The sequence below is a fragment of the Synechocystis sp. FACHB-383 genome, from assembly GCF_014698605.1.
In the GTDB taxonomy this organism is placed as follows: Bacteria; Cyanobacteriota; Cyanobacteriia; order Cyanobacteriales; family Microcystaceae; genus Synechocystis; species Synechocystis salina.
Map to the genome: position 1 here is coordinate 73805 of NZ_JACJTJ010000051.1, position 14078 is coordinate 87882.

Consider the following 14078-nt stretch of genomic DNA (forward strand, 5'->3'; position numbering starts at 1 on the left):
ATGGCGATCTTTGGACGGGTTGATGTTAGCAGACTTTTAACTAAACTAGATTAAGCTATTTTGCCGACCATGCAGTTAAAGATTTAACCTCCTCCAAGACAATCTTCCCCTTACTCAGCGCAAATAATTTTAATGTATCTTAGTTCTTGTAAACGCAAATAATTTCTTCAATGCTTTTTTACATAATCTTTTAATTGTCTTTTTTGTGTTTGATAACTCTTGAATTTGTTGTGAGGAAGTCTCAAGTTCAATTTGGAGGACTTGGTTATTAGTTTCTAATTGGATAATTTGCAGGTTTTGCCGTTCTATTTGCTCAATTAAGGTTTTATTTTCCACTTCTAACTGGGCATTTCTGCCCGCCATATTATGATTATGGGCTTGTAAATGGTCAATTACATGATTTGCTTCCGCGTTTTTCCATTCAAGTTCCCCCAATAGAACACGATGTTTAAGCTCTTCCACTTGACATTGCCGAAAGTCTTGCCAAAGGGCAGTGAAATTCTGTTTTTGGGGTCTATTTTTATTGTCCTCAATAGTTTTAAGGCATAGCTGACTAATTTTAGTGGCGGTTGTCCACCAAGAAAATTTTTTCGCTTGCTCTTTGCCCCTGGCAATTAATTCATTGCGAATGGTTGGAGTTTGCACTTTTTCTAAGGCTGCAACCATTTCTACTACGTCTTGGCCGCCAACATAGATAACCGCATCTTCCCCCACCTCCGGCAGCGAAGAATTATGGCAGGTAATCACAGGACAATCGCAAGCCATGGCCTCAAGAATGGGTAAACCAAATCCTTCATACAAAGAAGGGTAAACCAAGGCGATCGCCCCGGAATAAAGGCACCTTAATTCCAAATCCGTTGGTCGAACTAAACGAACATTAATGTCACTAGCTAGGGCAGCTAATTCTGGCTCTAAGGTAATCTCACCCCCAACACAAACAAGGGTAAGTTTTTGGAGATCTTTGCTGGTCTGGAAGGCTTGGAATAGAATAGTTGCGTTCTTATACTGATTAAGACTTAAACGAGACCCAACTAAAAGTAAATAGGGAGAGTTGATGGCAAACCTATGCTTGACGGCGGCAATTTCTGCCGCAGAAGCAGGGGAAAAAATACTATCTACACCATTATGAATAATATTTACTTGGGAAGCCTTAACTTCGGGACAAAGTTTGAGCAAGTCCTTCGCTGTATTTCTAGATACCGTAATATACTGACTGGCATAAACTATGGCATAGCGTTTTTCTCGCCACCAGAATTCGCTTAAATCTAAGCCAATTACCTCCGGAATCATGTCATGAATGATTAAAACCGAGGGAGTATATAACGGAGTAGTGTAATAGGTAGAAATAAATAAGTCGGCATTAAATTGATTACAAATATCCTGCAGTTTGCCAGAAAATAACGCCTCTTCTTGATAATTAAATGGGGGGAAATGGTAGTATTGCACCCCTGGTAGTGATGGAGCAGTATGACCTCGATCAATTAGAACAATATTTTCTATGAAACCAGAATCGCACCATTTTTCCAACAGAGTTCGCCAAACCCGAGCGATGCCTGTGTCAGCAATTTGAAAGAAGATGCCATCAATAACAATTTTCATGGACTGTCAAGGTTTGGAGGCCGTTCAAGTTTGCAATCAGGATTTCGCCGTCAAAAAAAATTCCTCTGGAAACATATAACGTTCACAAAGGAATCTATGCAGTAATAATATCTTGGATTTAGGCCGCTGGCCCTGGAAGTTACCTAAAAAATACTCCTGTTTATTCTGTTTTGACAACAGGTAACAGATGAAAACTTTCCTAGATAACCCCCAGAACTTGAGCCACTTTTGCGAACCGGGCCGGAGCAGTGAAACCTACCCCAGGGAGAAGCATATTTTTTCCTAGAACAGGCCCAAGGTTAGGGACTTATCAATGGGGAAAGTGGCGCCAGCTCCCAACCATAAAGCCGCCGCAGTGCCGAACAAGAAGATGGTCATGGCAATGGGACGACGGAAGGGGTTTTGGAACTTGTTCACACTTTCAATGAAGGGTACCAACATCAAACCAAGGGGAATGGCAGCCATACAGGCGATTCCCAGAAGTTTGTTGGGGAGAATGCGCAAAATCTGGAAAGTGGGATACAAGTACCATTCAGGTAAGATTTCCAGGGGAGTGGCAAAGGGATCCGCTGGTTCACCGATCATGGCGGGATCGAGGATAGCTAATCCAGCAATTAGTCCCAAAGCACCCAAGATGCAGATGGGAAACATATAAAGAATGTCATTGGGCCAGGCAGGCTCACCGTAATAGTTGTGGCCCATGCCTTTGGCCAGTTTGGCCCGTAAATCGGGATCGCTGAGATCCGGTTTTTTGATAATGCTCATGGGGCGGAGGCTCCAAGTTAAGGTTTTTTAGGGATTTTCTAGATTCTCTAATCTGTTTCAATATTCAACAATTTGGCAACGGTTGAAACGAAATTGCCCGATCAAATCAGATTAGTAGGGGGATAGAAATTACAAAGGACCAGAAATGCCTTGTTTGCGGATCATCAGGAAGTGCAACAGCAACAACACGGCGATCGCCCAGGGCAGGACAAAGGTGTGGAGGCTGTAAAAACGGGTCAAGGTAGCTTGACCAACACTTTCACTACCCCGCATGAGGGTCACCAATTGATCCCCAACCACGGGAATGGCGGCCGGTACACCGGACACAATTTTCACTGCCCAGTAGCCCACTTGGTCCCAGGGGAGAGAGTAACCGGTTACACCAAAGGTAACAGTGGTGACGGCTAGCATCACGCCGACAACCCAGGTCAATTCCCGGGGCTTTTTGAAACCGCCGGTGAGGTAAACCCGGAAAACGTGGAGAATCATCATCAGCACCATCATGCTGGCGGACCAACGGTGAATGGAGCGGATCAGCCAACCAAAGTTGACTTCATTCATGATGTATTGGACAGAGGCAAAGGCTTCCGTGACCGTGGGTTTGTAGTAGAAGGTCATGGCAAACCCAGTGGCAAACTGGATCAGGAAGCAGGTCAGGGTCAGGCCCCCCAGGCAGTAAAAAATGTTTACGTGGGGAGGAACATACTTGCTGGCAATGTCGTCGGAGATGGCTTGCACTTCCAGGCGATCATTGAACCATTGAAAAACTTTTGATTCGGTGACTTCTTTTGAAAACATTGAAGCTAGACTTCTCTTAAGGATCAGGGATGGAGGGGGTTGACTCCAGCGGAGCCGTAAAATCGCATATAATCAGCGTACTATGACGGTCTGACCAAGGGTGGAAAAGCTCCCAAACTTGGCAAAAATGAGAACTACTCATCACAAAATGTAACACAGCTTTAAGCCCTGGGGAAAGGGAAGTCCGGCTGTGGTGCTGCTCTAAAATTTTGCTCCTCTATCCATGCTCGCTAAATATTTTTCCGAACCCATTGATCGTGCGGCCCTAAGTTTGATCGGTGTCCTTAGTGCGGCGATCGCCGTGGTGGGGGTGGGTCATTACACCTGCCAAGACAATAATCAGTGCATATTTGCCAACCGTCCCCGGGTACAGGATTTTAGTTGGGACGGGGCCCACTTGGGGGCCAAGGACAGGGCTTTTATCATCACCTTCGACCGTCCCATGGATCAACGGGAGGTGGAAAAGAATTTGGTCATTACCCCAGCCCTACCGGGAAAAATTAGTTGGGCGGGGCGTCGCATGGCCTACACCTTGGAAAATCCCATTCCCTACGGCACCGATTATGATCTGCAAATTACCGATGTGCGGGAACAGTATGCCGGTGAGCACCATGGGCAAATGATGGCTCCTTTCACCAGTAGTTTTCGCAGTCGAGACCGGGCCTTTGCCTACATTGGCACCCAAGGGATCGAGCAGGGGCGGATTATTTTCTACAACCTCACTAAACAGAGAAAAACTATTCTCACTCCACCGGGGCTGACCGTGGTGGACTTCAAATTCTATGAGGGGGGCAAAGCAATTCTGTTTGCCGCCGCTGAAAGTCAGTTGGGCTTTGAGGGGCTCCGGCAATTGCAGTTATACCAGGTGCCCGTGGTGGAAAGTGACAACCCCCAGGAATTGCCTAAACCGACTTTGGTGCTAGATAACCAGGAGTTTCAGAATAATCAATTCGATGTGAGTGAGGACGGCAAGTCCATTGTGGTGCAGAGGGTCAATCGTCAAAATCCCGCTGACTTCGACCTCTGGATGCTAAAAAATCAGCAAAAGCCGGAACGTTTGAAGGTACAGGGTGGAGACTTTCAAATTGCCCCGGATAACCAGTCCCTGGCGGTGGCCCGGGGGGAAGGCATTGGCATTTTGCCCTTGCAACCGGAAGCCAAGCCGTTGGATTTTCTGCCCAAATTCGGCCAACTGTTAACTTTTTCCAGTGATGGTAGCGCCGCCGCCCTGGTGAACTTCAATACGGAGGATGCCCAAAAACGCTTCCAAAGAACCCTTTTCTTTGTCAACACCCTCGGGGTGCAAAAGGAATTGGTAGATACGGATGGCTCCATTGTCAGTTGCGAATTTGGCCGCAATAATCAAACTCTCTATTGTTTGTTGACCAAGCTTTTGCCTGGGGATGAATATATTGAACAGCCCTATTTTGTCCAAATTAACGTCAACAGTGGTGAAGTTTTTCCCCTGCTCAAGCTCCAGGATTACCGGGACACCCAAATGAGTCTTTCCCCCGACGGTTTGGCCCTGTTATTTGACCAGGTAATTATCGACCCCGAAACCCCAGCCAATAGTCGCCTTAACACTGATACCGGGGAGGCGATCGCCGATAGTCAATTGTGGCTCCTGATCCCCCCCCTAAGGCCAGAGTTGGGGCAACAGGCGGAACTTAAGGCTCTTTCTTTGATGGGTTTTCGTCCCCTGTGGGCTCCTTAGTGGCAGATGATGGGTTTTGCCTGGCCTGACAATGTTGTTCTACCCTTTCCAAGGCGGGGAAGAGGGGCCCCAGCCAGCGGCGGTAAATATCCCGGGAATTGGGGGAAGTCACAACCCGATTAACCAAATCTTCCCATTCCGGCTGATCGGCGGGCAAAATTAGTCCATAACCCTGGCAATCTAGGGGATAGGAGGGATAAAGACGATAACTCCGCCCAAGGGGAAGGTCTAGCACCAAGGCTTCTCCAAACAGCAAAATGCCATCACTGGCAAAGGCATCAATGCGCCCCTGCATTAAGGCTTCCACTCCCAAGCGCCGCGCGGTAAAACCCTGAAAATTAATCAGTTCTGCTTCGGGGTAACGGGCCGCTAAAAATTCACTGTTACTGGTGCCGCCCAAAACCCCAATTCTTTCCCCCCGCAAATTGCCATCGCTATCAAATTCCCCTAGGCGATCGGTGGCCACTAAAAATTGGGTTCCTGTAACGAAAAAGGGCCGGGAAAAGGTAATGGGCAACTGTAGGTCACGGCGGATGGTGTTGGGGCCACATTCCACCACCACTACTTTTTCCGCCACGAGATTGAAGCGATTGAACAAACTGGATTGGTAAAATTTCACCAGCAAAGGCTGACCCCCCAGGGTGGCAGATACCTCTGTCTGTAGGGCTTCGATGAAGTCCACACAAATGCCTGTCCATTGATTGGCCGGGCCGTCCCGAAAACCAAAGGGCACCGAGTCGTCCCGAATGGCCACCCGTAGTAGGCCGCTTGCCCGAATGGATTCCAACACCGTTTCAGCCTGGGCTACGGGCATCACAAAACTCTGTAAAGCCCAAGCTAATAGGGGCAGTAGGGGGCGGAGCATGGGGAAAGATTTTGAGTGGGAGAGACGGGCACCATTGCGATTGCTCATTGCCAATTGTCCAAAAGATCTTTAAACAGAGCTTCTTCAATCCAGATTTTTAAAACCACCGTCAGGGGTAGGGCCAGGATCAACCCTAAAAGTCCGAATATGCTGGCAAAAAATAGTTGGGCGATGAGGGTAACGGCAGGCAGAAGGGAAACTTGCTTGGCCATGACAATGGGGGTTAGCCAATAGCTCTCCACATTTTGAATGAGGAAATAGAGAATCAGCACGGCAATAATTTTCCAGGGGGCATCCAGCACCGCAATCATCAGGGGGAAGACCACACTGGCGGCGGGACCGATGTTGGGAATAAAGTTTAAAATCCCCGCCATCAAAGCATGGACTAGTACTAATTTAATTTGCAGTATCCATAGGCCAATGCCGCTGAGACCAGCGATAAAAAAAGAATTAATTACAATGCCCGTCAACCAATTGCCCAGGGAAGATTCCGATTGGGTCAGGATTTCGTCAGCCCGGCGGCGGTAAAAGGAGGGAAATAACTTGAGGGTCCCCTGTCGATAGGCTTGGGGAGAAAACAACATCATCACGGCGATCGCCAGGATGAAAAGTATTTGCAGGACGGCGGTGACAGAGTTGGAAAAAAAGCTAATCAGGGAACTAAGGGCATTGGCCCCCAGGGCGGAAATGGAATCCGGTAGGTCATCAACGGAAAAAGCCTGGCTAAAAAACTGCACCTCTACCCGGTCGTGCCAGTCCTCGAACAACCTCTCCAGGCGATCGCCAACTTTAGGCAGAGAACTGAGCAGTACTTGCAATTGCTCCCAAAAAGGAGGAATGACCAAGAGAAAAAATAGGGCCACCGTCACCGTGACACTAATCAGGGTAATGGCCAGGGCCAAAGGTCGTTTAATACCCCAGGTCTGCAATTGTTTAACCAAACGATTGAGGGCTGTGCTCAGCACAATGGCCAGGAAAAGCAGTAACAGCAGTTGGCGGATTTCCCAAGCCACATAGGCCGCCATTACCAAACAAGCTAAACCTAACCACTGACTAAGCTTCATTACAACAGTCAATCAATCTACTCAGGGCTGGAAATTAACAATGCGGGCAAGGCTCTGGGGCTCCAGACTAGCTCCCCCCACCAAAGCTCCATCAATTTCCGGTTGGGCCATAATTTCATCCACATTGTTGGCGTTGACCGAACCGCCATACTGGATGGTGACCTGAGAATTAGTTAACTGTTCCCGAATTAACCCGATGACCCGATTGGCCTCCGTCGCCGCACAGGTGTCCCCTGTACCAATGGCCCAAATCGGTTCGTAGGCAATGACTAAGTGGGATTGATCCACATTCACCAAGCCTTTTTTTACCTGGTCAATGATGACCTGTTCCGTTTCCCCGGCATCCCGTTGGGCCTTACTTTCCCCCACACAAAGAATGGGAATTAAGCCTGCCTTTTGGGCCGCCAATACCCTTAAGTTGGCAGTTTCGTCCGTTTCACCAAAATATTGCCGTCGTTCACTGTGGCCGATAACCACATAATGAATACCAATTTCCGCCAACATAGCCGCCGAAATTTCTCCCGTGTAGGCACCGCCGGGCTCCCAATGGACATTTTGCGCCCCTAAGCGAACCCTGCCGCCATGGAGTTGTTGGGACATGCCGCTTAAATCGGTGAAAGGAACACACAACACCACTTCACGACTTTCCGCCGCATCTTCGATTAAAGGCTTAAACTCCTGCAAAAACGCTTGGGCCTCCGCCTGCGTCTTATGCATTTTCCAATTGCCCGCAATAATAATTTTTCGCACGATTCCAATCTTTAACGATGAAGGTCACAACAAAATTTGCCAACCCCCAGTTTACGTCGTCCGGGGTCGTCACCATTGATTAATCAGCAACTAACCCCCAAACTAAGCTGGTTGAACCCAGATTAATACCGCCCTTGCTTTTAATCTAGCCTGGTTGAGAAGATAAACTGTAACTAATTGCGGCCCTGGTGGAGAAAATTATGAGCCAACAAAAACCGTTTTCGTCCCTGACCGGCTTTGCTCTGGCCGCTTTGGTGGTGGCCTTGGTTGGTACCGGCTTTGCCCTCTGGACTGGGTTTAATCTTTCCCAACGTTCCCCCACGGTCACAGTGGACCCCGATAAACCCGACATGGCCATCCCCGGACAGGCACAAATTTACTGGCTCAGTAACAATGACACGGCGATCGCCTTTGTGCCCCAAAATATTCCCCCCAACAATGACCCACCGGCAGTGCAGACGGAGCGGGCCCTGAAAACCCTCTTAGCTGCACCCAACAGCGAAATTTCCGCCATTCCCCCCAACACCAGCCTTTTGAGCCTCACCAAAACCGCCACCGGCATCAACGTTGACCTATCAGCCCAATTTACCGCAGGGGGAGGTAGCCAAGGCATGATCGCCAGGCTGGGACAAATTGTTTACACTGCTACCAGTACAGATCCCAATCTTCCTGTCCTTTTACTGGTGGAGGGAGAACCTCTAACAGTACTAGGGGGAGAAGGGTTAATGATCGCACAGCCCATCACCCGCAAGCAATTTGAAACGGATTTTATGCCCCCTGATCGTTGACAATTATGGTCATGGTCTGCTCATCTATGGTGAGGACAGTCGGAATTGTCACGGTTTTAGCCGGTACAAGTAGCCCCATTTAACTAGATTCAGACTGGACCTTATCAGTCCGGATACCCTGTTTTTAAAAGCCGAACGCTCTGCAATGTCCTCCCCCTCCGAACTTGGTAATGCGTCCTCTGTCCCGCTGCAGTTTTTGCTGTTCATCGACGATCGCCCCAACTCCCAAGACAGTGTGCAGGAAATTGGTCAATGCCTGACTAACCTGTTGGAGGGACACAGCCATGACTTGCAAATTCTGCAAATTAGTAAACATCCCCACCTAGTAGAACATTTTCGTCTGGTCGCCACCCCCTCCCTGATCAAAATACAACCGGAACCAAGACAGGTTTTAGCTGGCAGTAATATCATCCAACAATTGCATAAATGGTGGCCCCGGTGGCAACAGGAATTAGAAACAGACGCTGGCCAAGAAGATACGGTTCAATCCCCCAGTTGTCCTCGGGAAATTTCTTCCGTGGGTTATTCCGGGGAACTGATGAAAATGTCCGACGAACTTTTTCTGCTCAAAAAAGATAAGGAAGAGTTGCTCCAACAAATACAGTTCAAGGACCAGATTTTGGCCATGTTGGCCCACGATTTACGTAGTCCCCTCACCGCCGCCTCCATTGCCGTTGACACCTTGGAATTGTTACAGCACAAACCCATTGAAGAGCAGAAACCTGCCCTCAGAAGCCAACTCCTGCATCAAGCCCGCAAGCAGTTCAAAATTATGGACCGCTTAATTGAAGATATTTTGCAGGCTTCTAAAAATCTTAATTCTCAGTTTCAGGTCCAGGGTTGTCCCCTTGCCATTGCCGATCTTTGCCAGGAAATTCTGGAATTGTATCAGGTAAAATTTAGTAAAAAAAATCTCAGTATTACCTACGACATTCCCAAAGATTTACCCAATGTTTTTGCCGATGAGGAATTAATTCGCCAAGTGATTGCCAATCTTTTGGACAACGCTATTAAGTACACTCCTCCCCATGGCTCCATTACAGTGGGGGCTCTCCATCGCACTACCCAAAAAGTTCAGGTCAGCATCACCGACAACGGCCCCGGCATTCCCAATTCCAAACAAGAAACCATTTTTGAAGGACACTTTCGACTACAACGGGACGAACAAACCGATGGCTATGGTTTAGGTTTGTCTCTCTGTCGCAAAATCATTCAGGCCCACTACGGCCAAATTTGGGTGGATAGTCGCCCTAAACAGGGTAGTTCTTTTCACTTTACATTGCCCGTTTACCGTTGACTCCCGAACCAGTTTTTGGCGGAGTTTGAAGCACTCTAGTTCAAGGCTAGCATGGTGGCATGTTATTGAAATTCCATCCCTTAGTTAGCTTTAAAGTAGATCGATAACCAAGACAGAATGGCTTGCCTGAAACAGAGCAGGGGCAGCAACTAGTCCCGACAGACCTGAACCGACTACTACGAAGCCATAGGAAGAATGATGGGGACATCACACCACAGCGCCGATTTAAATTTGCTTGTAGTGTATTTGTTCACTGAGAATCATTGGCCATTTGAAGATTTTGCAATGTGTTGGGCTTTGACTAAAATATTTTCATCCGTGGAACTTTGGCTGGGGAAATACAGTTCAATGATTTTAATAGTCTTGTGAGCAGCTCGAGCAAAATTTTCTGAATTACCCCAATGACAGCAGGACGAAACCAACGCCTATCGCCCGTATTGTTGCAGAGTAGTATCGGACTGTTAATTTTGACTGCTTTGTTTCTCTTGGTGGTCAGCACCCTTTGGCTCAAAAATTTTCGTTTTGGTTCCCGTTCCTACCGGGCCACGGTACTTTTTAGCGATGCGGCGGGGATGTTGGTGGGCACCAGAGTTGATTATCGGGGAGTCCGGGTTGGTCAAGTGGTTAGCGTCACACCCCAACCGGATGGAGTAGCGGTGGAGGTGGAAATTAGCCCCACCGATCGCCTAATTTCTAGTCGTGTGGAAATTCAGGCACGCCAATCGGGGTTAATTGGGGAAACTTCCATCAATATTGTTCCCACTACCACAGTTTTGCCCCAGGAAGTGGACTATAACCCCCTGGATAAGGACTGTAATCCTGAAGTGATTATTTGCAACGGTTCCATTTTGACGGGTCAAGATGCCCTGGATGTTAACGCTCTGATCCGGGCCATGATGCGTATTTCTGACTTTTTCAGCGAGCCCCAAATCAATGAAGCCATTCGGGCCTTGGCTACCCAAACTCCAGAAGCATTGAAGGATATTAGTCAGTTCAGCAACGAAGCGGCTACCCTATTGCGGGAAATCAACCAGGACGGAGGCGTGAAAAATATTCGTCGTACCCTTAATTCTGTTGATCGCACGGCCCAAGACCTATCAACTTTGAGCCGGGAAGCCACTGGTACTATCCGCTCCCTTAACCAAAGTGGCACCGTTGGCGAAATTAACCGCAGTCTGCGTTCTGTTGGGTCAGCGGCGGAACAAATTCAGGCTTTTTTGGAAGTTAATAATCAACGCCTGGGGGCGACCCTCACCAGTCTCCAGGGCACCAGCGACCAGTTACAGATCAGTGTTAAAAATCTGGAACCCCCTTTGGTGCAACTATTAACCCAGGTCAACGACCAAGATACAGTGGGCAACCTCAATCAAGCCTTAGTAGATCTCAAGGCAGTGGCGGACAATGCCAATCAGTTGACCGTTAATCTGAATCAATTTGCCGATCGTCTCAATGATCCCCAAACAATTATTCTGTTACAGCAGTTGTTGGAATCGGCTCGGGCCGCCACCCAGAACCTGGAAAAAATTACTTCCGATGTGGATCAAATCACCGGCAACCCAGCTTTGCGGGAACAGTTAATTCGCCTCATTCAAGGACTAAGTAATTTGGTTTCCACCACAGAACATCTGACGAAACAGGTGCAATATGCCCAGCAACTAAACCAACTTTCCGATGATTTGACCATGGTGGCCCGAGCCCAGGAATTGCAAACTCCCACAGTGATTCCCCCCGAACCCCAAAAAGCCGTTACAAAACCCTAGGAAACCTCTAAAATTAGCCAGCAAGTCTTTCCGATCACCCAGATAGTTGGCTGCAAACTTACTGCAAATTCTATTACCTTTTCCCATGACTGCTGTACCCCCATCCTGCCAAATCCTTGACGGTAAAGCCCTCGCCCAGAAAATGCAGGGGGAATTACAACGGGACATTGCCCAACTGGTGGCCCAGGGGCATCGATCGCCTGGGTTGGCGGTGTTGATGGTGGGGGACAATCCGGCCAGTGCGGTGTACGTCCGCAATAAAGAAAAGGCCTGCGAAAAATTGGGCATGGTTTCCTTTGGCAAGCATTTTCCTGCTGATACGGACCAGGAAACCTTAACAGCGGCGATCGCCAGCTTGAATGAAGACGAACGGGTGGACGGCATTTTGGTGCAATTGCCCCTGCCGGATCATCTTGATGCGGTCAAACTTTTGCACACCATTGATCCGGGCAAAGATGCGGATGGTCTCCACCCAGTCAACTTGGGTCATTTAGTGCGGGGGGAAGACGGTCTGAGGAGTTGTACTCCAGCGGGGGTGATGGCCTTGTTGGCGGAATATGACCTTGAGCTAACCGGCAAAAATGCGGTGGTGTTGGGGCGCAGTATTCTAGTGGGCAAACCCCTGGCCCTGATGTTGCTAGAAAAAAATTGCACTGTCACCATTGCCCATTCCCGTACCCAAAATCTGGCCGATATTACCCGCCAGGCAGACATTCTCGTAGCGGCGATCGGTAAGCCGGAATTTGTCACGGCTGATATGGTCAAACCAGGGGCGATCGTGGTGGATGTGGGCATTAATCGTCTGGATTTGGGCGAGGGCAAATCGAAACTAGTGGGAGATGTGGATTTTGCCGGGGTTGCTCCCATGGCCAGTTATCTCACCCCTGTACCCGGTGGCATTGGCCCCATGACGGTGACTCTTTTGTTAGCTAACACTGTGGCTAGTTATCGACAACGGTTGGGCCTTTGAGGCCGGGTCTATTGCTACACTGGGGGGCGGACTTGAAAAACCCTAACCCTTGGGGTAATCGAGTTAGCGAACCATTCCACCAAACCAATAACCATGGGTGATTTTTTAGCCAACGTTTCCCGTTACCCCCGGTATCTGATCAGTTTTACCCTAGGCATATTTTTCTCCGTCTTTACCTGGCTCCAACCTCTTTTAAAGAATCGTGTCGGAGCGATCGCCCTGATGGGACTACTGGTCAGTGGATTCATTTTTCTCTATTTCACCCTGCGGGCCATGTTAGGATTGACCGTGTAGAGGGAGTTTGGGTTAATCTGCCCAGGCTCAAACTTTTTTGTTGCCGAGGAGCAGGTCTATGGCCACCAGTCGTCGAGTTTCCCGGGTGTCGTCCCTAATTAAGCGGGAAGTCAGTCAAATGCTTCTCCACGAAATTAAAGATGACCGGGTGGGCACGGGCTTGGTTAGCGTTACGGAAGTGGAAGTTTCCGGTGACCTACAGCACGCTAAGATTTTTGTCAGTATTTACGGCTCCCCCGAAGCCAAAGCCTCCACCATGGCCGGATTGCACTCTGCTGCTCCCTTTGTCCGCCGAGAACTGGGGCAACGGATGCGTTTACGGCGCACCCCAGAAGTTTCCTTTTTAGAAGACCGCTCTTTAGAACGGGGGGACAAAATTCTCAATCTTCTGAACAATTTGCCCCCGGCGATCGCCGATGAAGACTTGGCAGGCTCGGATTCTGATCCCGCCCTGGATTAACTTTCCCCACGGGCAGATTAGCTCGGTACGGGGTGCGATCAACCACCAACGATCCCACCACACAAGTTTCTCCGGTTACATTCAACACCACCTAATCAAGTTTTAAGCAAACAGCAATGACAGAGGTATTACGGGTAGGACGGCCAGCACCGGATTTCACCGCCACGGCGATCGTCGATCAAAGTTTCCAGACCGTCAAACTGAGCACCTACCGTGGTAAGTACCTGGTGCTGTTTTTCTATCCCCTAGATTTCACTTTCGTCTGTCCCACAGAAATCATTGCCTTCAGCGATCGCCACAGCGAATTTACCGCCCTAGATGCGGAAGTTTTGGGCGTCTCCGTGGACAGTGAGTTTTCCCACCTCGCCTGGATTCAAACCGAACGGAAACTGGGGGGCATCGGCGACATCAACTATCCCCTAGTGTCGGACCTGAAAAAAGAAATTAGCCAAGCCTATAACGTCCTCGAACCCGATGCGGGCATTGCCCTGCGAGGACTATTCATCATCGACCGGGAAGGAATTCTCCAATACGCCACCGTCAACAATCTCTCCTTTGGCCGGAGTGTGGACGAAACTCTACGGGTACTAAAAGCCATTCGCCATGTGCAGTCCCACCCCAACGAAGTTTGCCCAGTGGATTGGCAGGAAGGAGACAAAACCATGATCCCCGACCCAGAAAAGGCTAAAACCTACTTTGAAGCAGTGGCGGAACCTTAAGATTTAAGGTTTCCCTAGGCCGAAAAACCCAAGGCCAGAGTGAAAAATTTTGACTGGTAGGCGGACTGGCCAGAGAGAAACTATAGACGAGCTGATAGTTTTGCTAACATCGCTAACGTTGCTATAGCAAAGAACGAGATAGTTAGGACAATTCTCGCAAAGCTATATCCAATGCAGAAATTAGCGATTCTCCCTTACTAACAAGTTGGGAAACATAACGTTTTAGTCTCGCCCA

Annotated in this window: 14 protein-coding genes; 8 read left to right on the top strand and 6 right to left on the bottom strand. The window is 48.8% G+C overall.

The features are described from left to right. Positions 1-129: 129 nt before the first annotated feature. From H6G45_RS16425 to petB, 3 genes are all read right to left on the bottom strand, one after another. Positions 130-1599: a glycosyltransferase family 1 protein gene (locus H6G45_RS16425; protein WP_190599473.1), complete on the bottom strand. Its 1470-nt coding sequence runs from the start codon at positions 1597-1599 to the stop codon at positions 130-132. Between the two features lie 282 nt (positions 1600-1881). Continuing rightward, the gene (gene petD / locus H6G45_RS16430; protein ID WP_190599474.1) at positions 1882-2364 is read right to left on the bottom strand and encodes a cytochrome b6-f complex subunit IV; all 483 of its coding nucleotides are present in this window, start codon (positions 2362-2364) and stop codon (positions 1882-1884) included. 129 nt (positions 2365-2493) lie between these two features. Beyond that, positions 2494-3162 carry a cytochrome b6 gene (gene petB, locus H6G45_RS16435; protein ID WP_010873378.1) on the bottom strand — a complete coding sequence of 223 codons (669 nt, stop codon included), beginning with the start codon at positions 3160-3162 and terminating at the stop codon, positions 2494-2496. A 223-nt stretch (positions 3163-3385) separates the two neighbouring features. Between petB and H6G45_RS16440 the strand changes: the two genes are divergently transcribed. Continuing rightward, positions 3386-4876, top strand: coding sequence for a hypothetical protein (locus tag H6G45_RS16440; RefSeq protein WP_190599475.1), 1491 nt, complete (start codon positions 3386-3388; stop codon positions 4874-4876). Here H6G45_RS16440 and H6G45_RS16445 read toward each other — a convergent pair. The 3 genes from H6G45_RS16445 to tpiA are packed head-to-tail and all read right to left on the bottom strand — an operon-like array spanning position 4830 to position 7555. Then, entirely contained in the window at positions 4830-5789 is a 960-nt protein-coding gene (locus H6G45_RS16445) for an amino acid ABC transporter substrate-binding protein (protein ID WP_190599476.1), read from the bottom strand. The genes H6G45_RS16440 and H6G45_RS16445 overlap by 47 nt on opposite strands. Beyond that, the gene (locus H6G45_RS16450) at positions 5786-6805 is read right to left on the bottom strand and encodes an AI-2E family transporter (RefSeq protein ID WP_190599477.1); all 1020 of its coding nucleotides are present in this window, start codon (positions 6803-6805) and stop codon (positions 5786-5788) included. The genes H6G45_RS16445 and H6G45_RS16450 overlap by 4 nt, the downstream gene beginning before the upstream one ends. Positions 6806-6826: 21 nt before the next feature. After that, entirely contained in the window at positions 6827-7555 is a 729-nt protein-coding gene (gene tpiA / locus H6G45_RS16455; protein WP_190599478.1) for a triose-phosphate isomerase, read from the bottom strand. 200 nt (positions 7556-7755) lie between these two features. On the opposite strand from tpiA, the gene H6G45_RS16460 reads away from it, so the two are divergent. The 7 genes from H6G45_RS16460 to H6G45_RS16495 all read left to right on the top strand — a co-directional run bounded on the left by H6G45_RS16460 (position 7756) and on the right by H6G45_RS16495 (position 13843). Next, complete coding sequence (locus H6G45_RS16460; RefSeq protein WP_199309820.1) at positions 7756-8343, top strand: GerMN domain-containing protein; 588 nt, start codon at positions 7756-7758, stop codon at positions 8341-8343. A 145-nt stretch (positions 8344-8488) separates the two neighbouring features. Beyond that, entirely contained in the window at positions 8489-9640 is a 1152-nt protein-coding gene (locus tag H6G45_RS16465) for a histidine kinase (protein ID WP_190599480.1), read from the top strand. Positions 9641-10041: 401 nt separating this feature from the next. Continuing rightward, on the top strand, positions 10042-11400 hold the full coding sequence (locus H6G45_RS16475) for an MlaD family protein (RefSeq protein WP_190599481.1): 1359 nt from the start codon (positions 10042-10044) through the stop codon (positions 11398-11400). 85 nt (positions 11401-11485) lie between these two features. Further along, entirely contained in the window at positions 11486-12370 is an 885-nt protein-coding gene (gene folD, locus H6G45_RS16480; protein WP_190599482.1) for a bifunctional methylenetetrahydrofolate dehydrogenase/methenyltetrahydrofolate cyclohydrolase FolD, read from the top strand. 93 nt (positions 12371-12463) lie between these two features. Further along, a complete protein-coding gene (locus H6G45_RS16485; protein ID WP_010873367.1) occupies positions 12464-12664 on the top strand; it encodes a DUF751 family protein in 201 nt (66 codons plus the stop codon). A gap of 58 nt (positions 12665-12722) precedes the next feature. Continuing rightward, on the top strand, positions 12723-13124 hold the full coding sequence (gene rbfA, locus H6G45_RS16490) for a 30S ribosome-binding factor RbfA (protein WP_190599483.1): 402 nt from the start codon (positions 12723-12725) through the stop codon (positions 13122-13124). Positions 13125-13240: 116 nt separating this feature from the next. Continuing rightward, the gene (locus tag H6G45_RS16495) at positions 13241-13843 is read left to right on the top strand and encodes a peroxiredoxin (RefSeq protein WP_190599484.1); all 603 of its coding nucleotides are present in this window, start codon (positions 13241-13243) and stop codon (positions 13841-13843) included. Positions 13844-14078: the final 235 nt, after the last annotated feature.

Bases quoted from the DNA above. Each gene is read 5' to 3' on its own strand.
- H6G45_RS16425 (WP_190599473.1), bottom strand. From the start codon at position 1,599: ATGAAAATTGTTATTGATGGCATCTTCTTTCAAATTGCTGACACAGGC.
- petD (WP_190599474.1), bottom strand. From the start codon at position 2,364: ATGAGCATTATCAAAAAACCGGATCTCAGCGATCCCGATTTACGGGCC.
- petB (WP_010873378.1), bottom strand. From the start codon at position 3,162: ATGTTTTCAAAAGAAGTCACCGAATCAAAAGTTTTTCAATGGTTCAAT.
- H6G45_RS16440 (WP_190599475.1), top strand. From the start codon at position 3,386: ATGCTCGCTAAATATTTTTCCGAACCCATTGATCGTGCGGCCCTAAGT.
- H6G45_RS16445 (WP_190599476.1), bottom strand. From the start codon at position 5,789: ATGAGCAATCGCAATGGTGCCCGTCTCTCCCACTCAAAATCTTTCCCC.
- H6G45_RS16450 (WP_190599477.1), bottom strand. From the start codon at position 6,805: ATGAAGCTTAGTCAGTGGTTAGGTTTAGCTTGTTTGGTAATGGCGGCC.
- H6G45_RS16460 (WP_199309820.1), top strand. From the start codon at position 7,756: ATGAGCCAACAAAAACCGTTTTCGTCCCTGACCGGCTTTGCTCTGGCC.
- H6G45_RS16465 (WP_190599480.1), top strand. From the start codon at position 8,489: ATGTCCTCCCCCTCCGAACTTGGTAATGCGTCCTCTGTCCCGCTGCAG.
- H6G45_RS16475 (WP_190599481.1), top strand. From the start codon at position 10,042: ATGACAGCAGGACGAAACCAACGCCTATCGCCCGTATTGTTGCAGAGT.
- folD (WP_190599482.1), top strand. From the start codon at position 11,486: ATGACTGCTGTACCCCCATCCTGCCAAATCCTTGACGGTAAAGCCCTC.
- H6G45_RS16485 (WP_010873367.1), top strand. From the start codon at position 12,464: ATGGGTGATTTTTTAGCCAACGTTTCCCGTTACCCCCGGTATCTGATC.
- rbfA (WP_190599483.1), top strand. From the start codon at position 12,723: ATGGCCACCAGTCGTCGAGTTTCCCGGGTGTCGTCCCTAATTAAGCGG.
- H6G45_RS16495 (WP_190599484.1), top strand. From the start codon at position 13,241: ATGACAGAGGTATTACGGGTAGGACGGCCAGCACCGGATTTCACCGCC.